Source organism: Pseudomonas sp. TAA207 (assembly GCF_001529285.1).
Classification (GTDB): domain Bacteria; phylum Pseudomonadota; class Gammaproteobacteria; order Pseudomonadales; family Pseudomonadaceae; genus Aquipseudomonas; species Aquipseudomonas weihenstephanensis.
The window spans coordinates 135,286-156,770 of the sequence record NZ_LLWJ01000062.1 but is presented as its reverse complement, the minus strand read 5'-3'; the positions used below and the strand labels follow the sequence as shown (position 1 = coordinate 156,770).

General features: G+C 60.3%; 10 protein-coding genes. 6 read left to right on the top strand and 4 right to left on the bottom strand.

The features are described from left to right. Positions 1 to 158 precede the first annotated feature (158 nt). Positions 159 to 1,301 carry a 4-phosphoerythronate dehydrogenase PdxB gene (gene pdxB / locus AP059_RS08960; protein ID WP_059762899.1) on the top strand — a complete coding sequence of 381 codons (1,143 nt, stop codon included), beginning with the start codon at positions 159 to 161 and terminating at the stop codon, positions 1,299 to 1,301. Between the two features lie 92 nt (positions 1,302 to 1,393). Here the strand turns inward: pdxB and AP059_RS08955 are convergent, their stop codons facing one another. Further along, positions 1,394 to 1,573 carry a PA1571 family protein gene (locus tag AP059_RS08955; RefSeq protein ID WP_048365650.1) on the bottom strand — a complete coding sequence of 60 codons (180 nt, stop codon included), beginning with the start codon at positions 1,571 to 1,573 and terminating at the stop codon, positions 1,394 to 1,396. Between the two features lie 251 nt (positions 1,574 to 1,824). Here AP059_RS08955 and AP059_RS08950 point away from each other — a divergent pair, with 251 nt between their 5' ends. Then, positions 1,825 to 3,591: an ABC transporter transmembrane domain-containing protein gene (locus AP059_RS08950; RefSeq protein ID WP_165599923.1), complete on the top strand. Its 1,767-nt coding sequence runs from the start codon at positions 1,825 to 1,827 to the stop codon at positions 3,589 to 3,591. A 99-nt stretch (positions 3,592 to 3,690) separates the two neighbouring features. On the opposite strand, the gene ppnP is transcribed toward AP059_RS08950, so the two are convergent. Both ppnP and AP059_RS08940 read right to left on the bottom strand, forming a co-directional pair. Beyond that, the gene (ppnP, locus tag AP059_RS08945; RefSeq protein ID WP_048365652.1) at positions 3,691 to 3,972 is read right to left on the bottom strand and encodes a pyrimidine/purine nucleoside phosphorylase; all 282 of its coding nucleotides are present in this window, start codon (positions 3,970 to 3,972) and stop codon (positions 3,691 to 3,693) included. Between the two features lie 70 nt (positions 3,973 to 4,042). Then, entirely contained in the window at positions 4,043 to 4,594 is a 552-nt protein-coding gene (locus AP059_RS08940; RefSeq protein ID WP_059762897.1) for an exonuclease domain-containing protein, read from the bottom strand. Between the two features lie 220 nt (positions 4,595 to 4,814). Here AP059_RS08940 and AP059_RS08935 point away from each other — a divergent pair, with 220 nt between their 5' ends. Then, entirely contained in the window at positions 4,815 to 5,606 is a 792-nt protein-coding gene (locus tag AP059_RS08935) for a substrate-binding periplasmic protein (RefSeq protein ID WP_059762896.1), read from the top strand. A 61-nt stretch (positions 5,607 to 5,667) separates the two neighbouring features. After that, a complete protein-coding gene (locus AP059_RS08930; RefSeq protein ID WP_059762895.1) occupies positions 5,668 to 6,669 on the top strand; it encodes a GNAT family N-acetyltransferase in 1,002 nt (333 codons plus the stop codon). 64 nt (positions 6,670 to 6,733) lie between these two features. Here AP059_RS08930 and AP059_RS08925 read toward each other — a convergent pair whose 3' ends face one another. Next, the gene (locus AP059_RS08925) at positions 6,734 to 7,282 is read right to left on the bottom strand and encodes an RNA polymerase factor sigma-70 (protein ID WP_059762894.1); all 549 of its coding nucleotides are present in this window, start codon (positions 7,280 to 7,282) and stop codon (positions 6,734 to 6,736) included. A gap of 368 nt (positions 7,283 to 7,650) precedes the next feature. Between AP059_RS08925 and AP059_RS08920 the strand changes: the two genes are divergently transcribed. Both AP059_RS08920 and AP059_RS08915 read left to right on the top strand, forming a co-directional pair. Then, positions 7,651 to 8,409: a thioesterase II family protein gene (locus AP059_RS08920; RefSeq protein ID WP_059762893.1), complete on the top strand. Its 759-nt coding sequence runs from the start codon at positions 7,651 to 7,653 to the stop codon at positions 8,407 to 8,409. Between the two features lie 71 nt (positions 8,410 to 8,480). Next, positions 8,481 to 21,482 carry a non-ribosomal peptide synthetase gene (locus tag AP059_RS08915; RefSeq protein ID WP_059762892.1) on the top strand — a complete coding sequence of 4,334 codons (13,002 nt, stop codon included), beginning with the start codon at positions 8,481 to 8,483 and terminating at the stop codon, positions 21,480 to 21,482. Positions 21,483 to 21,485: the final 3 nt, after the last annotated feature.

Genomic DNA, 21,485 nt, shown 5'->3' with positions numbered 1-21,485 from the left:
CATCCACAGTGTTTAACGCGCAAAGGCGGGGATTGTACGCGCCCCTAACCGCCGAGTTGTAGCAGCTTTGTAAGCAGGCTGAAGAAACTCGCGCGACACCTCACTGGCCCATTGTGTACAACAACGCCTACACTGCTGCTCCGCCAAAGGAGCCTGCCATGTTGATTGTTGCTGATGAAAATATTCCGCTGATCGAAGCGTTCTTTGCCTCATTCGGTGAAATCCGCCGTTTGCCGGGACGTCAAATCACCCGTGCCGACGTGCATGATGCCGATGTGTTGCTGGTGCGTTCAGTGACGCGCGTCGACCGCGAGCTGCTGGAAGGCAGTGCGGTGAGATTTGTCGGCACGTGCACCATTGGCACCGATCACTTGGAGCTGGACTACTTCGAACAAGCCGGTATTCAGTGGGCCAGCGCGCCAGGCTGCAATGCGCGCGGGGTCGTGGACTACGTGCTGGGCAGTTTGTTGACGCTGGCGGAGATCGAAGGCGTAGACCTCAAGCAGCGTACCTATGGCGTGATCGGTGCGGGTGAGGTCGGTGGGCGGCTGGTCAACGTGCTGCGCGCACTTGGCTGGAACGTCAAAGTGTGCGACCCGCTGCGTCAGGCAGCAGAAGGGGGCGATTACGTCACCCTTGAGCAGATCATCGAGCAGTGCGACGTGCTCAGCCTGCACACCCCGCTGATCAAATCCGGCAATGATGCGACCTGGCACTTGCTCGATGCGCAACGCTTGAACCAACTCAAGCCTGGCACCTGGCTGATTAATGCCAGCCGCGGACCGGTGGTCGATAATGCTGCGTTGCGCCAGGTGTTGACCGAGCGAGAAGACCTGCAAGCCGTGCTGGATGTCTGGGAAGGTGAGCCGCAGGTGGATGTTGAATTGGCGGAGCTGTGTGTGTTGGCGACCCCGCACATCGCGGGTTACAGCCTGGACGGCAAGCAACGCGGCACGGCGCAGATTTATCAGGCGTTGTGTGATGCGTTGGGGCAAACACCTGAGGTCCACCTGGCCGACTTGCTGCCCGCACCGTGGTTGGCCAAGGTTGAACTCAGTGCCAACAGTGATCTGGACTGGGCATTGGCCATGTTGTGTCGGGGCGTGTATGACCCGCGTCGTGACGATGCCGAATTTCGCCGCAGTCTGGTCGGTACGGTTGAGCAACAAAAGCTGGCGTTCGATGCTTTGCGCAAGCATTACCCGGTGCGTCGCGAGATTGAAGGGCTGGCGGTACACATCCAAGGTCAAAACGAGGCGCTGACGTCGATGGTCACAGCGCTCGGGTGTGTAGTCGTTTAAACGGTCGTCTGAACAAGGTCCCTGTAGGCGCGAAGCACGTTCGCGCCTACAGGTGGATGCGTGGTTAAACCGATGTCACCCAACGACGGCTATCAATTCTCGTGCTTGGGCTGAACCAGGCGTTTATCCAGTTCGGCGCACGCGTGTTGAATCATTTCTTCAGTGATCGACACTTCATTGCCCTGCGCATCAATGATCGCGCACCCCAATGACTGGTCTGGCTGAGTCCGAATCACCGGTACTGCGTGTTGAGCGTTGTGTTGCAAGTCCATGGCCTGTCTCCTCATCAGGGTGTAGCGCTAATGTAGTTCCGTTTAATGACCAAGTAGTGACAACACTTGGCGGCCATTTACTCAAACAGAATTATCCTGAAACTACTAGCCTCGGTTTAGATCATTCAGGCCTAGGGTTTGCTGCACCCGGTCATATTCAAAACGAGTGAGAAAGGTTTACAGGTCTTACAGAGCATTCGTTGTAGGCTGTCAGCCTTTAATCGCTGTCCATTCTTTTGCTGATTTTTCGGATGCCCTTGATGCTTTCTTCCGTTCAACGCCGCGCCATTCGTTTGGCCACTCATTTTGTTGCGCCATATCGCTGGCAAGCGCTAGGCGCATTGCTGGCGCTGATTGTGACCGCCGGTATCACGCTGTCGATGGGGCAGGGTATTCGTTTGCTGGTGGACAAAGGTTTCATGACCCAGTCACCGCATCTGCTTAACCAGTCCATCGGCCTGTTTATGCTGCTGGTGCTGGCATTGTCGGTGGGCACTTTTGTACGCTTTTACCTGGTGTCGTGGATCGGGGAACGGGTGGTGGCCGATATCCGCCGCCAGGTGTTTAACCACCTGATCGACTTGCACCCAGGGTTCTATGAGAACAACCGCAGCTCGGAAATCCAGTCCCGGCTGACCGCGGACACCACGTTGCTGCAATCGGTGATTGGCTCTTCCTTGTCACTGTTCTTGCGCAACAGCCTGATGGTGATCGGCGGTATCGTGCTGCTGTTCGTGACCAACCCCAAACTCACCAGCATCGTGGTGGTGGCGTTGCCCCTGGTGCTGGCGCCGATTTTGATTTTCGGCCGACGGGTGCGGGGTTTGTCGCGTGAGAGCCAGGACCGGATTGCCGATGTAGGCAGTTACGTGTCCGAAGCGCTGGGGCAGATCAAAACCGTGCAGGCCTATAACCACCAACAGCAGGACCGTCAACGCTTTGCTCAAACTGTGGAGCAGGCCTTTGCCACCGCGCGCAAGCGTATCGCTCAGCGTGCCTGGCTGATAACGCTGGTGATCTTGCTGGTGCTGGGGGCTGTGGGGGTCATGTTGTGGGTGGGCGGCATGGACGTGATCGCAGGGCGTATCACGGGCGGTGAGCTGGCAGCGTTTGTGTTCTATAGCCTGATCGTAGGCAGCGCTTTTGGCACGTTAAGTGAAGTCATCGGCGAATTGCAGCGCGCAGCAGGCGCAGCCGAACGGATCGCAGAGCTGCTGCAATCCAAAAGCCTGATCGTGTCGCCAAGCCAGGGGGTGCTGGCCTTGCCTGAGCGGGTGGCAGGCAACCTTCAGCTTGAGCGGCTGTGTTTTTCCTATCCGTCACGCCCTGAACGCTACGCCCTTGAAGACCTCACACTGACCATCAATGCAGGCGAGACATTGGCGCTGGTGGGGCCGTCTGGCGCGGGCAAATCCACGCTGTTTGATTTGCTGCTGCGCTTCTACGACCCGCAGCAAGGTCAGATCCTGCTTGAAGGGTTGCCCATTTCGCAATTAGACCCGCAAGACCTGCGCCGCTGTTTTGCCCTGGTGTCCCAAAACCCGGCGCTGTTTTTCGGCACCGTGGAGGACAACATTCGGTACGGCAACCCTCAGGCCTCTGACGCTCAAGTGGAGGCGGCCGCGCGCATTGCCCACGCGCATGAGTTCATTTTGCAAATGCCCCAGGGTTATCAGACTCATTTGGGCGATGGTGGGCTTGGGTTGTCGGGCGGCCAACGTCAGCGTTTGGCGATTGCCCGCGCCTTACTGGTGGATGCGCCGATCCTGTTGCTGGATGAAGCCACCAGCGCATTGGATGCTCAAAGCGAACACTTGATTCAACAAGCGTTGCCCAGCCTGATGTCGGGGCGCACCACGCTGGTGATCGCCCACCGTTTGGCCACGGTACAAAATGCCGACCGCATTGCGGTCATGGATCACGGCAAGCTGGTGGCTATTGGCACCCATGCCGAACTGATCGCCAGCAACCCGCTGTATGCGCGGTTGGCGGCGTTGCAGTTCAATGGCCGAGAGTGATTGCACTGAAGCGTGCGTTGTATGTGTAGCCGTTGACGAGTAACGCGAGGCGACGTCTTGCGCGTGCGCCTTGCGAGGTAGCTACGCCCGGGGGGTATCTCAGCGGTATTCACACAGGTAAGCGGTTTCAACCGCGACCTTGAGCTGAAACTTGCTGTTGGCCGGTACGTTGAATTGGCTGGCGGTTTTGAAGGTTTGAAACGTGTCGCTGCCTGGCAGTTTGACGCTCAGTTCGCCCGAGACCACGTGCATGATTTCTCGCTCGGCCGTACCGAACTCGTATTCACCCGGGGCCATGACGCCAATGGTGGCTTTGCCTTCAGCTTGCGTGAAGGCAATCGACTTGACGGTGCCGTCGAAGTATTCGTTGACTTTAAACATGGCGATTCCTCGGGAAGGGCTAAAAATGGCTGGCCAGTATGCAGAAGCCGTTTTATCCCGTCACGCCCTTTTATAAGCGCTTATCTTCAAGAATCAGCGGCAATAAACGTGCGGTATTTCGCGCATCTTCCAGTGCCCGATGCTGCTGACCGTTAAATTGCATGCCCGCCAGTTGCAACGCACTGTTGAGGCCCAGCGGTCGCTTCAACTGACGGGCATGAGCAAATTGCTGCTTGAGGTTCAGGTGCGGCAGATGTGCCAGCACACTGTTGAGCTGTTTTTGCTGCCACTCCTGCTCAAGTTGCAGGCGGTCGTAATCGCCCCAACTGGCCCAGGCCTCAAGCTTGGGCCGGTGTTGCCCAAGCCAGCGCTCAAACTGCTCCCAGACGAGGGGCAGCGCTGGCGCGCCATCAATGTTGGCTTGAGTGATGCGTGTTAATTGGCGACAGAAGGGCGTGAGCAAAGGGCGGCGTACAGGGCGAATAAAGCGCTGGAAATGATCCACCTCACGGCCAGCCCGCGTGACAACACTGGCACCGATTTCAATTACCTCCATTTCCTCCAGAGGCCAGCCGCCATCGTCGGTTGTGGCTTCCAGATCAATTACCAGCCAGTGAGGCATGTGCAGCTTCCTTTAACAGCATCCGCGTTGAGCCATGGAGCGTAGCTAAAGCGTTGACATCCGCCTAGGCTCTATTTTGTATGGGCCAGTCAAGCGCTTCCTTGGTAGGCTATGCAGGCTTAAATCGCCAGCACGCCCGATCTCAGGTCGTGTGGCGATCAATAAGTTCCAGCCAGGGGCGTTTCCAGAGGTGTACGGTTTGAAGTGTTTGCCAGTCCGGATGGCTCACAGCGTGTTGCTGGCCCTTGGCATGATGTGCCTGACGCCTGTGTGGGCGGCTCAGGAAATCAGGGTCGGCGCAGCTCATTTCCCCCCGTACACCGTGCGCCCTGAAAGCGGCGCCGACACCGGCTTGCTGCCGCAATTGCTGGAGGCGTTGAACCGCCTGCAACGTGACTACCGTTTTGTACTGGTGCCCAGCTCCATTCCCCGGCGCTTCCGCGATTTCGAGCAAGGGCGGGTCGATGTCGTGATGTTCGAAAACCCGGCCTGGGGCTGGCAGGACATTGCGTACAGCGCTGTCGACATGGGGCTGGAAGATGCCGAGGTGTTTGTCGCCAAGCGCCAGCCGCAACGCCAGCAACATTACTTCGACGACTTGAGCAACAAGCGGTTGGCGTTGTTCAGCGGTTATCACTACGCGTTTGCAGGGTTCAACCCTTCACCTAAATACCTGGCGCAGACCTTCAACGCGGTGCTCACCTATTCCCATGAGAGCAATCTGCTGATGGTACTGCGCGCCAGGGTCGACATCGCCTTGATCACGCGCTCCAACCTGGCTGAGCTGCTCAGTCGCGATCCGCAGATCCAGCACAACATCCTGGTCTCGCAGCGGATCGACCAGATCTACCATCACTACGCGTTGTTACGCCCGCAGGCGCCGATCAGCGGGCCACAATTTGCAGACCTGCTGCAAAAACTGCGGGACAACGGGCAAATGAACGCTATTTTTGCGCCGTTCAAAATTGCCCTGGTGCCGGTGCGTACGGCATCGCCCCAAACCCTGCCCTAAATTCCAGCGAGCGGCTAACGTCAAACAGCCTGACTGTTGACGATAATCGTGAGCCCATACCATGACTTCTGTTTTAGCGCATCAACCCTGCTGGCGCGATTTGAGCGCCGACTTGACAGACACCCGCCTGACCCTTGCTCTCGGCCATGAGCCGTTGATCGACCTGCGACTTGAGCGCGGCGAAGGGCTGAATGTGTACCTGGGCGATCACCGTGCGGCGCCGTCACTCCAGGCTGTCTGGGCGGGGTGTTACCGGTTGCTGGCCAGTGATCCGCACTGCCAGCAGCTGACTTGGCACCTCAGCCAGCCCCCCCATGAAGCACTGCTTGACGGTCTGCTTCTGGCCACTGACATCGCCGGTCAATACACCTGTTTGCGCAGCCTGTTTTGGCAGCGGCCTCAGCCGTGGCTGGGCGAAACAGTTGCGCCAGCGTATCCATTGCACATGGTCATCAGCGCAGGCAAACGTCACCCGCTGCGAGCGCCCAAACCGGAGGGGGAAGTGTATCGCCGGTTTGATTCACGGCTCGGTCAATGGATCTCCCTGCGCACGCTGGATATCGAGTTGGACCTTGAGCGTTTCAGCCGCTGGCAAAACACCCCGCGAGTCATGGACTTCTGGGAGGAGGGCGGCACGCTTGAGCGTCATCGCCAGTTTCTCGAAACCCTGGCCGCTGACCCGCATACCCTGACCTTGATCGGTTGTTTCGACGATCAGCCATTTGCGTACTTTGAGGCGTATTGGGCCAAGGAAGACCGCATCGCGCCGTTTTACGACGTGGATGATTTCGATCGCGGCATTCATATGCTGGTGGGGGAGCAGGCGCATCGTGGGCCGCACAAAGTGGCCAGTTGGCTGTCGGCGCTCACCCATTACCTGTTTTTGGCTGACCCGCGCACCCGGCGTGTGGTGGCAGAGCCGCGTGCCGATAACGCAAAAATGATCGGCTACATGCAGGCTCAGGGGTATCACTGCGAAAAAGAGTTCAACTTCCCGCACAAGCGCGCAGCGCTGATGATGCAAAGCCGCGAGCGGTTCTTTGACGGGTGCTCATTGCTCTGACCCGTGCTGACCTGTAGCCGCATGCCTCGCCCGCGGCTACAGGATCGAGCGCAAGGCTCGGGCTTTAACGGCGTGCGAAGGTATCGCGCGGGGTGCCCGAGACCTTGCGGCAGTGAATCAGCGCATCGCGGATCATGAAGTTCACCAGCGTGGGGGACACGCCCAGCTCCTTGGCGATGTCCTTTTGCTGCACACCGTGCAACCGGTACATCTCGAACGCATAGCGCGTGCGGCTAGGCAGCTCGGTCAGCGCTTGGGCGATGTTTTCCAGGGTCGAGAAGTTGATATGCGAGGTTTCGGGCGACGCGCCGTGGATGACCACATTCAAGCCTTCCTCTTCTGTACCGGAGTATTTCTGCTCCAGCGCCTGCTTGCGGTAATGATCAATCGCCAGATTGCGCACGATCTGAAACAGGTAACTCAACTGCGCCTTGAAGGAAGAGGTGATTTGCGGCGCTGACTGCAAACGGAAGAAGGCGTCTTGCACCACATCTTCAGCCCTGGAACGACAACCGGTAATGCGCGCGGCGATCTTGACCAGAATGAGCCTGTTTTCAACAAAGGCTTGAAGTAAGGGTGAATCGCACTTGCTTGTGGACACTTGTTCCGTCATGGAAATCACCTGCTGCAATTGAAAAAGTGTGGGCGGGTACGCAAGCCGCCGCCTACACAGCTGGCAACAAATTAGGTTGAATGATAATGATTGTCAATTGAGAAAGAGAATTAATGATCGCGATTACAAAACTTTGAGAAACACCTCACATCACGCCGCATCCGCTCAAAACCGCTGTCTGGCGCCTGACTAATTATTTGCCGTGGCCAACCGTTCTCAATGGACAAAGGTCGGGCATCAATGCTGGCCGCGTAATGGCTCGGACAGGAGGGCGAGATGTTTTTTGATCGTGAACAGGGTGTGTTTCAGCCGGGTGACAGCGCGCACCGCCCGAGCATTGGCGCCTCATACCGCAGTGGCTGTTTGATATGAGCGACGAGATCAAACTGCGCTTGTTTTGCTTGCCGCATTCGGGCGCCAGTGCCATGTCGTACAGCCGCTGGCGCCGTTCATTACCCGCATGGCTGCACGTGCGTCCGCTGGAGCTGCCAGGGCGTGGCATGCGCATGGACGAACCGCTGCAATGCGATATCCAGCGTTTGGCCAGCCAATTGGCGGATGAAATCAGCCTGGAACTGGACCGGCCTTATGCGCTGTTCGGCCATAGCCTGGGCGGGTTGCTGGCCTTTGAGCTGGTGCATGCCTTGCGTGCACGCGGCGTGCCTGAACCGCTGGCGCTGTTTGCGTCAGCGACGGCGGGGCCTGCCCGGCGCGATGTGAGCGAATACACCGTGGCTAAAACCGATGCGCAACTGATCGCCCGTTTACGTGAGTTGAAAGGCACTGACGAAGCGGTGCTGGGCAATGGCGAATTGATGCAATTGATGCTGCCCATCATGCGTGCGGACTTTCTGTTGTGCGGCAGTTTTGTCCACGGTCAGCGACCCGCCCTGGCGCTGCCGATCCACGTCTTCGGCGGCAAGCAGGACAGCGTACGTGCCGAACAATTGCTCGATTGGCAGGCCGACACCAGCAGCGTCTTTTCCCTCGACATGTTTGAGGGGCACCACTTCTTTCTGGTCGAGCAAGAGCAGCCCTTGCTGCGCTGCGTGCGCCGCTATCTCGAAGAGCATCTGGCCCGCTGGCGCAATCACCAGGCCCGGCAGTTGGCCGGGGCGAGCGTGTAAAGCGCAGCCCCGGCGCCTCGTACTTCTAGCAGACCGAATTTCTTTCAAGCCGACCCCAGGCAGGAAACCCCATGATGGACGCGTTCGAACTTCCCGGCACATTGGCCCAAGCCCTGCAACAACGTGCAGCCCACACCCCGGATCAACTGGCGTTACGCTTTCTGGCCGACGACCCGCAGGCAGGCCAGGTGCTGAGCTATGGCGATCTGGATCTTCGCGCGCGCACCATTGCCGCAGCATTGCAGGCCAATGCCCGGGTGGGTGATCGCGCGGTGTTGTTGTTTCCCAGTGGCCCGGATTATGTGGCTGCGTTTTTCGGCTGCCTGTACGCGGGTGTCATTGCTGTACCGGCCTATCCGCCTGAGTCAGCGCGACGTCATCATCAAGAGCGTTTGCTGTCGATTCTGACCGATGCCGAGCCGCGCCTGCTGTTGACCAGCAGCGGTTTGCGCGCGCCTTTGCTGCACATGGATGAACTCTCAGGCGAAGGCGCGCCACAGCTGTTGTGTGTCGATGAGCTTGAACCGGGCATTGCTCAGGGCTGGCAACCGGTCGCCTTGCAGGCTGACGACATTGCGTTCTTGCAGTACACCTCGGGTTCCACCGCCTTGCCCAAAGGGGTGCAAGTCACCCACGGCAATCTGGTGGCCAATGAAGTATTGATTCGCCGTGGTTTTGGCATCGACCTGAACCCGGACGACGTCATTGTCAGCTGGTTGCCGCTGTACCACGACATGGGCTTGATTGGCGGTTTGTTGCAGCCGATTTTCAGCGGTGTGCCGTGCATATTGATGTCCCCGGCGTACTTTTTGACCCGCCCTTTGCGCTGGCTTGAAGCGATCAGCGAGTACGGCGGCACTATCAGCGGCGGCCCGGACTTTGCGTATCGTTTGTGCAGCGAGCGAGTCAGTGACACGGCGCTGGCAGGCTTGGACCTGAGCCGCTGGCGTGTGGCGTACTCGGGTTCTGAACCGATCCGCCAGGACAGTCTTGAGCGCTTCGCCGAGAAGTTCGCCCCCTGCGGTTTTACCCCCGCCAGTTATTTCGCCTCCTATGGTTTGGCTGAGGCCACGCTGTTTGTGGCCGGCGGTCAACGCGGTCAGGGCATCCCGGCCTTGTGCCTGGACGAATTGGCGCTGGCCGATAACCGCATCGTGCCGGGCGACGGTAGCCCGGTGATGAGCTGTGGCACCAGCCAGCCTGAACACGCGGTATTGATCGTCGAACCGGGTCAGCTCCACGTGCTGGCTGAGAATCGCGTCGGTGAAGTGTGGGCCAGCGGCCCGAGTATTGCCCACGGTTACTGGCGCAACCCCCAGGCCAGTGCCAACACCTTTGTCGAGTTTCAGGGGGCGACCTGGCTGCGCACCGGCGATCTGGGTTTTATGCACGACGGCGAGTTGTTTATCACCGGTCGCTTGAAAGATCTGCTGATCGTGCGCGGGCAAAATCTGTACCCGCAAGACATCGAAAAAACCATCGAGCGCGAAGTCGAAGTGGTGCGCAAAGGTCGGGTGGCGGCGTTTGCGGTGAATGTCAAAGGCGAGGAGGGGATTGGCATTGCGGCAGAAATCAGCCGCAGCGTGCAAAAAATTCTACCCCCCGACGCGTTGATCAATGCCATTCGCCAAGCGGTAGCCGATGCCTGCCAGCAAGCTCCCAGCGTGGTCGTGCTGCTCAACCCCGGCGCGTTGCCCAAAACCTCCAGCGGCAAACTGCAACGTTCAGCCTGTCGCAATCGCCTGGCCGATGGCAGTCTCGACAGTTACGCGCAGTTCCCGTCGGGCGACGAAGCAGCGCTCAAAGAGGATGGCGCACAACGCGTGTCCGAACTTGAAGCGCTGATTGCCTGGGTCTGGTGTGAGCACCTGCAGGTCGAGCAAGTCGCTGGCGATGATCATTTCTTCCTGTTGGGCGGTAACTCGATTCTCGCCACCCAAGTGATTGCCCGCCTGCGCGAAGAACTCAAGCTGGAGCTGAGCCTGCGCCTGTTGTTTGAAGCGCCGACGCTGGGCGCTTTCGCCGCACAAATCGGCGCATTGCAGCAGGATGGCGGCTTGGCCCAGGGCGAGATCGCGGCGTTGTCACGCCAGGACGGTCTGCCTCAATCGCTGGCGCAAAACCGCTTGTGGTTTATGTGGCAGCTCGACCCGACCAGCAGCGCCTATACGATTCCCGGTGCCTTGCGCCTGCGCGGTGAACTTAACGAAGCCGCGTTGTGCAGCAGTTTTGCGCAGTTGGTTGAACGCCATGAAGCCTTGCGCACGCGCTTTTATGAGCATGACGGGCAAGCCATGCAGCGGGTCGATGAACGTGCCGATTTTGACCTGCAACGGATTGATCTCAGCGACCTGGCAGTTGATCAGCGCGAGTCCCGTGCACAACAGATACGCGAAGAACAAGCACATACCCCGTTCGATCTGCAAAATGGCCCGTTGTTCTGGGTCACGCTGGTCAAGCTCGATGACGAAGAGCACCAGTTGCTGTTGACCTTGCACCACATCATTGCCGATGGCTGGTCGCTCAACCTGTTGATAGAAGAGTTCTCGCGGTTGTACGCGGCTGCCTGTCTGGGCCAACCGCTGGAACTGACGCCGCTGGCGCTGCAATACGCCGACTATGGCAGTTGGCAGCGCCAATGGCTGGCGCAAGGTGAAGCGGCACGCCAGCTCGATTACTGGCACCGCCAGTTGGGCGACGAGCACCCGGTGTTGCGGCTGGCGGCCGACCACCCGCGTTCAGCCCTCCAGCGCGCCAGCGCTGCCCGCCACAGCTTAAAGCTGGACGCCGCCCTGAGTGAGGCGGTACGCACGGCGGCGCACGCGCACAACGCCACGCCGTTCATGTGGCTATTGGCGACTTTTCAAACCCTGCTCTATCGCTACAGCGGCCAGAACGACATTCGCATTGGCGTGCCCAGCGCCAACCGGCCACGTCAGGAAACCCACGGCCTGATCGGCTTCTTCATCAACACCTTGGTGCTGCGCGGTCATTTGGAGGGGCGTTTAACGTTTGCACAACTGGTGCAACACACCCGTCAGGCCACATTGGAGGCTCAAGCGCATCAGGATTTGCCGTTCGAACAATTGGTCGAAGCCTGCCCGCAGGCTCGCGAACACGGTTTGTTTCAGGTCATGTTCAATCACCAGCAGCGCGACCTGAGTGCCTTGCGCCGGTTGCCGGGTTTGCTCGCCGAAGAGTTGGAGTGGCACAGCCGCGAAGCCAAGTTCGACTTGCAGTTGCACAGTGAAGAAGACCGCCAGGGGCGCCTGAAACTGTCATTCGATTACGCCGATGAACTGTTTGATGCCAGCACCATTGCCCTTCTGGCCGAACAGTTTGTCAGCCTGTTGGGCCAGGTCAGTGCGCGCGCGGATCAGCCACTGGGTGATTTGCACATGCTCTCGGCTCAGCAGTGCGCTGCGCAGCAACGCTGGGGCGAGGCACCTTGCGCGCCAGCAGCGCAGTGGTTGCCGCAATTATTGGAACAACAGGCCCTGCAAACGCCTGGCGCTGTAGCGTTGCTGTGGGACGGTGGCAGCCTTGACGTTGCCAGCCTGCATGCCCAGGCCAACCGGTTGGCCCACTACCTGCGCGATAAAGGCGTCGGCCCGGATGTACGCGTCGCGATTGCCGCCCAGCGTTCGCCACAACTGTTGATCGGGCTGCTGGCGATTCTCAAGGCCGGTGGCGCCTATGTGCCGCTGGACCCCGATTACCCGCAGGACCGCCTGGCCTACATGCTTGAGGATTGCGGCGCCCAATTGTTGCTGACTCAGAGCCAACTGCTAGCTGCCTTGCCTGCTGTCGAAACGGTCAGCGTCATTGCGATGGACTTGCTCAAGCTCGACAACTGGCCGAGCCACGCGCCGGGCTTGCACCTGCACGGCGACAACCTCGCGTACGTGATTTACACCTCTGGCTCCACCGGGCAACCCAAAGGCGTAGGCAATACCCATGCCGCGCTGAGTGAGCGTTTGCAATGGATGCAGGCCACCTACGGGCTACACGCCGACGATGTGCTGATGCAAAAAGCGCCGATCAGTTTTGACGTGTCGGTGTGGGAGTGCTTCTGGCCGCTGATCACCGGGTGCCCATTGGTACTGGCCGGCCCCGGCGAGCACCGCGACCCGCAGCGTATCGCGCAGTTGGTGCAGCAGTTTGGCGTGACCACCTTGCACTTTGTGCCACCGTTGTTGCGTCTGTTTGTGGATGAACCCCAGGCGGCGCAGTGCCACAGCCTGCGTCGCCTGTTCTCGGGGGGCGAAGCGCTGCCGGCCGAGTTGCGCAATCGGGTGCTGGCGCAATGGCCACAGGTGCAGTTGCATAACCGCTACGGCCCCACCGAAACCGCCATCAACGTGACCCATTGGCACTGCGGCCCCGAAGACGGCGAGCGCTCGCCCATTGGACGACCGCTGGGCAACGTGCTGTGCCGTGTTCTCGACAGTGAGCTGAACCCGCTGCCAGCCGGGGTGCCGGGTGAGTTGTGCATCGGCGGTATCGGTTTGGCGCGTGGCTACCTGCAACGGCCGGGGCTGACTGCCGAACGCTTTATCGCCGACCCGCTGGGTGAGCCTGGCGCGCGCTTGTACCGCACGGGCGATCAGGTGCGCTGGGGCGCTGACGGTGTGCTGGAGTACCTCGGGCGACTCGACCAACAGGTAAAATTGCGCGGCTTTCGTGTCGAACCGCAAGAGATCGAAGCGTGTTTGCTGGCGCTACCGGGCGTGGCGCAAGCGGCAGTCTTGATTCGTGAAACCGCCGCGGGGCCGCAACTGATCGGTTACTACACCGCGCACGGGGCTGACGCCTTTGACAACGAATATGTGAGGGCTGCGCTGGCACAGGCGTTGCCGGAGTACATGGTGCCCGCGCAACTGCTGCGACTGGACGCCATGCCGCTGAGCCCGAGCGGCAAACTGGATCGGCGCGCATTGCCTGAGCCGCTGTGGCAGGTGCGTGAACATGTCGAGCCTGAGACAGAACTGCAACAACAGATCGCGGGCATCTGGCGTGAAGTGCTGGGGCAAGCGCGCATCGGTTTGCGCGATGACTTTTTTGCATTGGGCGGGCATTCGTTGCTGGCCACGCAAATCGTTTCGCGGGTGCGTCAGGCGTGTGACGTGGAGCTGGCGCTGCGTACGCTGTTTGAAGCCAGTGAACTGGGAGCGTTTGCCGCCCAGGTGGCACTGATTCAGGCGGCGGGCACGCGTAATACGCAACGGCCGATTGAAAAAGTCGACCGTCGCCAGCCCGTGCCCTTGTCGTACTCGCAGCAGCGCATGTGGTTCTTGTGGCAGATGGAACCCGACAGCCCGGCGTACAACGTGGGGGGCATGGCGCGGCTCAAGGGCTTGCTGGATGTCGGGCGTTTTGAGGCCGCGTTGCAAGCGTTGATCTTGCGTCACGAAACCTTGCGCACCACCTTCCCGAGTATCGACGGCGTGGCGTGCCAACGCGTGCACCACGAAACCGGCGTGAACATGGCCTGGCTCGACCTCAGCCAGCTGGATGAACCGACGCGTCAGCAGCGTTTGCAAGCGCTGGCTGACAGTGAAGCGCATCGACCGTTCGACCTGGAAGTGGGGCCGCTGCTGCGTGCGTGCATGGTCAAGGCGGGTGAGCGCGAACACTACTTTGTGCTGACCTTGCACCACATCGTGACGGAAGGCTGGGCGATGGACATTTTCGCCCGTGAATTGGGCGTGCTCTACGAAGCCTTCCTCGATGACCGCCTGTCACCGCTGGCCCCGCTGGCCGTGCAATACCTGGATTACAGCGTGTGGCAACGCCAGTGGCTGGCGTCGGGCGAGCGTCAACGCCAGCTCGATTACTGGACCGCCAAACTGGGCAGCGAACACCCGCTGCTGGAGCTGCCGAGCGACCGTGCGCGGCCCCCGGTGCAAAGCTATCAGGGTGAGTTGTACCGCTTCGACCTGAGCGACGAATTGGCGGCGCGGGTGCGGGCTTTCAATGCCGAGCATGGCCTGACGTTGTTCATGACCATGACTGCCACGCTGGCGGTGTTGCTCTATCGCTACAGTGGCCAGAGCGATCTGCGCATCGGCGCACCTGTCGCCAACCGCATCCGCCCTGAAAGCGAAGGGCTGATCGGCGCCTTCCTCAACACCCAGGTGCTGCGTTGCCAACTCGATGCGCAGATGAGTGTGGGCGAACTGATAGAGCAAGTGCGTCAGACCGTGATTGAAGGTCAGTCGCATCAGGATTTGCCCTTCGATCATTTGGTCGAAGCGTTGCAGCCACCGCGCAGCGCGGCCTATAACCCGCTGTTCCAGGTCATGTGCAATGTGCAGCGCTGGGAGTTCCAGCAACGCCGTGAATTGGCAGGGATGAGCGTTGAGTACCTGGCCAACGATGCGCGTGCCACCAAGTTTGACCTCAACCTGGAAGTCACTGACCTTGACCATCGTCTGGGTTGCTGCCTGACGTACAGTACCGATCTGTTTGACGAGCCGCGCATCGCCAAAATGGCCGGGCACTGGGGCAACCTGCTGGAGGCGCTGCTGGGCGATCCGCAACAGCGCCTGAGCGAGTTGCCGCTGATGCTGGCCCCAGAGCAACAGCAACTGGTGCAGCGCATGGCCGCGCCGGTTGCCGAACATGCGCTGGACCTGTGCATTCATAGCCTGTTTGCTGAACAAGCCCGGCTTCGCCCCGACGCCATCGCGTTGACCTTCGCCGGCCAGCACCTGAGCTACGCCGAACTGGACAGCCGTGCTAACCGGTTGGCGTGGTTGCTGCGCGAGCGCGGTGTCGGGCCGCAGGTGCGTGTGGGATTGGCCCTTGAGCGATCTCTGGAGATGGTGATCGGCCTGCTGGCGATCCTCAAGGCGGGGGGCGCCTACGTACCGCTGGACCCGGAATATCCGCTGGAACGCCTGCACTACATGATTGACGACAGCGGCATTGGCCTGCTGTTGAGTCACCGTGCGTTGTTTGACGCCTTGGGCGAGTTGCCGCAGCACGTCGCGCTCGGGTGCCTGGAAGACATCGCGCAGGAACTGGGCAATTACCCGTCTGCTGAGCTGCCGTTTATCAGCCTGGCGGGTCATCAGGCGTACCTGATTTACACCTCTGGCTCCACAGGGCAGCCCAAAGGCGTGGTGGTGTCCCACGGCGAAATTGCCATGCACTGTCGTGCGGTGATCGAGCGCTTCGGCATGCGCCCTGACGACTGTGAGCTGCACTTCTACTCAATCAACTTTGATGCGGCGACGGAACGTCTGCTGGTGCCCTTGCTGTGTGGTGCGCGGGTGGTATTGCGCGCGCAGGGGCAGTGGGATGCGCAGCAGATCTGCCAACTGATCCGCGAGCAACAGGTCAATATTCTGGGCTTCACCCCCAGCTACGGCAGCCAGTTGGCGCAGTGGTTGGCGACGCAGCAGCAAACCTTGCCGGTGCGCATGTGCATCACCGGTGGCGAGGCGCTAACCGGCGAGCACTTGCAACGGATTCGCGCGGCGTTCGCGCCAAAGGTGTTTTTCAATGCCTATGGTCCCACCGAAACCGTGGTCATGCCGTTGGCCAGCCTGGCGCCGCAACAATTGGAAGAGGGCGCGAGCAGTGTGCCCATCGGCCAGGTCATCGGCGCGCGGGTGGCGTATATCCTCGACGCCGGGTTGGCCCTGGTGCCGCAAGGGGCCACGGGTGAGTTGTATGTCGGCGGTGCAGGATTGGCGCAGGGCTACCATCAACGCCCCGGCATGACCGCCGAGCGGTTTGTGGCTGATCCTTTTTCCGATAATGGCGGGCGGCTGTACCGCACCGGCGATGTGGTACGCCAACGCGCCGATGGTTTGGTTGAGTACGTAGGCCGGGTTGACCACCAAGTAAAAATCCGCGGTTTCCGTATTGAGTTGGGGGAAATAGAAAACCGCCTGCTGGATCACCACGACGTGCGTGAAGCGGTGGTGCTGGCGCTCGACATGGCCGGAGGCAAACAACTGGCGGCGTATCTGGTGTGCGACGCTGCACAACACAGCGAGGTTGAACAGGCTGCGCTACGGGATGAACTCAAAGCGCAGCTCAAGGTGCAGTTGCCCGACTACATGGTCCCCACCCACCTGATGCTGCTGGCCAGCATGCCGCTGACGGCCAATGGCAAGCTGGATCGGCGCGCCTTGCCAACCCCGGACCCGCAGCTGAACCGTCAACAGTATGTGGCCCCCAGCAACCCGCTGGAGCAAAGCCTGGCCGGTGTGTGGTGCGATGTGTTGAACCTCAAACAGATCGGTCTCAACGATAACTTCTTTGAACTGGGCGGCGACTCGATTCTGTCGATTCAAGTGGTCAGCCGTGCGCGGCAACTGGGCATTCATTTCAGCCCGCGTGACCTGTTTCAGCACCAAACGGTGCAGGCATTGGCAGCAGTTGCGACGCACACCGCGCAGCACCACGCCGAGCAAGGACGACTCAGTGGTGAGTCGGCGCTGACGCCCATCCAGCATTGGTTCTTCGACACCGACATGCCACACCGTGAGCACTGGAACCAGTCGTTGCTGCTGGAGCCGAGTCTGGCGCTTGAGCCTCATACGCTGGAACAGGCACTGAGTGCGCTGCTGGAGCACCATGATGCGCTGCGCCTGCGCTTCCAGAAAACAGCGGGGCAATGGCGTGCGCAATATCGCACCGAGGCCGATGACGCACTTCTGTGGCAGGCATCCGCGTCTGACATGCAGCAATGTGAGGCGCTGTACGCCGATGCCCAACGCAGCCTTGACCTGCAAAACGGTCCTTTGCTGCGTGCGTTGCTGGTCGATGGGCCGCAAGGCCAGCAGCGCTTGTTGCTGGTTATCCATCACTTGGCGGTGGACGGCGTGTCATGGCGCGTACTGCTTGAAGATTTGCAAACGCTGTACCGCCAATTGGCGGCGCAACAGCCTGCGCGATTGCCTGAAAAAACCAGCGCTTCACGGGCGTGGGCAGAGCGCTTGCAAGCCTATGCCGGCAGCGAGTCGTTGCGTGAAGAGTTAAGCCTGTGGCGCCAGCAATTGAACGGGCCACGGGTCGAGTTGCCCTGCGACAGGCCACAGGGTGGCGGGCAAAATCAGCATGCACAGACGGTCAGCGTGCACCTGGACGCCGAGCGAACCCGGCAACTCTTGCAACAGGCGCCCAGTGCTTACCGCACGCAGGTCAATGACCTGCTGCTGAGCGCACTGGCACGGGTGCTGTGCCGTTGGACCGGGCAGCCGTCGGCGCTGGTGCAACTGGAAGGGCATGGCCGCGAAACGCTGTTTGATGACATCGACCTGAGCCGCACTGTGGGCTGGTTCACCAGCGCCTATCCAGTGCGTTTGACCCCGTTGCCGGACCAAGAACAGGGCGCTTCGATCAAGGCTATCAAAGAGCAACTGCGCAACGTGCCGCACAAAGGGCTGGGCTATGGGGTGCTGCGTTACCTGACCGATAACGCCACGCGTCAGGCGCTGGCGGCGTTGCCGCAAGCGGCGGTGACGTTCAACTACCTGGGGCAGTTCGATCAGAGCTTTGCCAGTGATGCGCTGTTCCACCCGTTGGACGAACCTGTGGGCGCGGCCCATGACCCGTTGGCGCCGTTACCCAACGAACTGAGCATCGACAGTCAGGTGTATGGCGGCGAGCTACTGCTGCGCTGGACATTCAGCGCCCAGCGTTACGATGCAGCGATCATCGAGCAGTTGGCGCAAGCCTATGTCAGTGAACTGCACGCGCTGATAGCCCATTGCGTGAGTGACGGCGCTGGCGGCCTGACGCCTTCTGACTTCCCGCTGGCCAGGCTTAGTCAGGCACAACTGGACGCCTTGCCGGTGGCGGCCGAGCTGATTGAAGACGTGTACCCGATGACCCCGATGCAAGAGGGGATGCTGCTGCACACCTTGCTGGAGCCGGGTACCGGGTTGTATTACATGCAGGACCGTTACCGCATCAACAGCGCGCTTGACCCGCAACGGTTCGCGCAAGCCTGGCAGGAAGTGGTCGGGCGGCATGAAGCGCTGCGCGCCTCGTTCTGCTGGAACGTGGGCGAAGACATGCTGCAAATCATTCATCGCCCCGGCAGCACTGACATTGATTATCTGGATTGGAGTGCCGAGCCGCAGGAGGGGCATGAAGCGCGCTTGCAAGCCCTGCTCAAGCAGGAGCGTGAGGCCGGGTTTGATTTGCTCAATAAAGCGCCATTCCACCTGCGCCTGATCCGTCTGGGGGCTGAGCGTTACTGGTTCATGATGAGCAACCACCACATCCTGATTGACGCCTGGTGCCGTTCATTGCTGATGAGCGACTTCTTCGACATTTACAGCGCGTTGGGTGAAGGCCGTGTTGCACAACTGGCCACTCCGCCGCGCTACCGCGATTACATCGGCTGGTTGCAGCAGCAAAACCTGCAACAGGCCAACGACTGGTGGCAGCGCAATCTGCAAGGTTTCGAGCAAACCACTTACATCCCGAGTGACCGGCCGTTCTTGCGTGAACACGCGGGCGACAGCGGCGGCATGCTGGTGGGCGATTGCTACACGCGGCTTGAGGTGCAAGACGGTGTGCGCTTGCGTGAGCTGGCGCAGCAACATCAATTGACCATCAATACCTTCGCTCAAGCCGCGTGGGCCTTAGTGCTGCAACGCTTTAGCGGCGAGCGCGACGTACTGTTTGGCGTGACCGTGGCCGGGCGCCCGGTGGAATTGCCGCAGATGCAGCACACGGTCGGTCTGTTCATCAACAGCGTGGCCCTGCGCGTGCAAATGCCGGCTGAGGGCCAGGCGCTGGGAGTGCGTCAGTGGCTGAGCAACCTGCTCGAACACAACATGGAGCTGCGTGAGTATGAATACCTGCCGCTGGTCACGATTCAGGAGCGCAGCGAGCTGCCAAAAGGCCAGCCGCTGTTCGACAGCCTGTTTGTGTTCGAGAACGCGCCGGTCGACATGACGGTCATGGATCGGGCGCACAGCCTTAAGGCGACGTCGGACTCGGGGCGCACCCACACCAACTTCCCGCTGACGGCCGTGTGCTATCCCGGTGATGACTTGGGCCTGCACCTGTCGTATGACCAGCGCTACTTCGAACGCAGCAGCGTTGAGCGTTTGCTGGCCGAATTCAAGCGTCTGTTGCTGGCGCTGATGGACGGGCTGGAAGGGGATATGGCGCAGTTGCCCTTGCTGGGTGACTGCGAGCGCGAATTTCTGCTTGCGGGGTGCAACCAGAGCCAGCGTGCATACCCACTGGATCAGAGCTATGCCCAGCTGTTTGAAGCGCAAGTGGCAGCCCATCCAGAACGCATCGCTGCCAGTTGCCTTGATCAGCAGTGGCGATACCGCGAGTTGAATGCGCGCAGTAACCGTCTGGGGCATGCCTTGATCAACGCCTTGGTGCAGCCGGACCAACCGGTGGCGCTGTTGGCCGAGCGCGGGCTGGACCTGCTCGGCATGATCATCGGCAGCTTTAAAGCCGGGGCCGGTTATTTGCCCCTGGACCCGGCGCTGCCGAGTTCACGCTTGAGCCGCATTATTGATATGAGCCGCACGCCGTTGCTGGTGTGCACCCAAGCCTGCCTCGAACAGGCCGAGGCGCTGCTCGACGAGGCGGGTTGCCCGATTCGTCCGCGTTTACTGGTATGGGAGCAGGTACAAGCCGCCGCGCTGGCCGACCATAACCCGCAGGTTTACAGCCAGCCGGACAATCTGGCGTACGTGATTTACACCTCGGGTTCGACCGGGCTGCCAAAAGGGGTGATGGTCGAACAGCGCGGGATGTTGAACAACCAGTTGAGCAAAGTGCCGTATTTGCAGTTGACCGAACACGACGTCATCGCGCAAACGGCTTCACAGAGCTTCGATATTTCGGTCTGGCAGTTCCTGGCTGCACCCCTGTTTGGTGCTCGCGTCGACATCGTGCCTAACACCCTCGCCCATGACCCGCAGGCCTTGTTGGCGCAGGTCAATGCGCAGGGCATCACGGTGCTGGAAAGCGTGCCGTCGCTGATTCAGGGGATGCTGGCGCAAGAGCGCATTGTGCTCGACGGGTTGCGCTGGATGCTGCCGACGGGCGAAGCGATGCCGCCCGAACTGGCTCAGCAATGGCTATTGCGTTACCCCCACGTTGGATTGGTGAATGCCTATGGCCCGGCGGAATGCTCTGATGACGTGGCGTTCTTCCGTGTCGATCAGGCTTCAACCCAAGGCAGTTATTTGCCCATCGGCACACCTACCGACAACAACCGTTTGTACCTGCTCGACGGCGACTTGCAACTGGTTGCGCTGGGTGCCGTTGGCGAGCTGTGTGTAGCCGGGACCGGGGTCGGGCGCGGTTATGTCAGCGATCCGCTGCGCACGGCGACGGTATTTGTGCCTAACCCGTTCGGTGCGCCGGGCGAGCGCTTGTACCGCACCGGCGATCTGGCACGCCGACGCCTGGACGGGGTGCTGGAGTACGTGGGCCGCATCGACCATCAAGTGAAGATCCGCGGCTATCGCATTGAACTGGGAGAAATTGAGGCGCGTCTGCACGAGCAACCGCAGGTGCGCGATGCGGCGGTCAGCGTTCAAGAAGGACCAAACGGCAAGTACCTGGTGGGTTATTTGGTGGCGGCGCCTTCGACGCTGAGCCACAGCGAGCGTCTGGAGCAGCTCAAGCGCTGTTTGCGCGCCGAGCTGCCGGAGTACATGGTGCCGTTGCATTGGGCATGGCTTGAACACTTGCCGCTCAATGCCAATGGCAAACTGGACCGCAAGGCATTGCCTGTGATCGAGATCGGCCAGTTGCAACGTGAAGACTATGTGGCGCCACGCACCGAGCTGGAACAGACCCTGGCCGATATCTGGGCCGAGGTGCTGACGGTGGAGCGGGTGGGGGTGAGCGACAACTTCTTCGAGTTGGGTGGTCATTCGTTGTTGGCCACGCAAATTGCTTCGCGGGTGCAGAAAGTGCTGCAACGCAATGTGCCGTTACGCGCCATGTTCGAATGCAGTTGCGTGGAGGAACTGGCGCAGTACATCGAAGGGCTGCAAAGCAGTGAAATCAACGAGGAGAAAGTAGACCGTCTCAGCGATTTGATGGCGGAACTGGAAGGGCTGTAATCA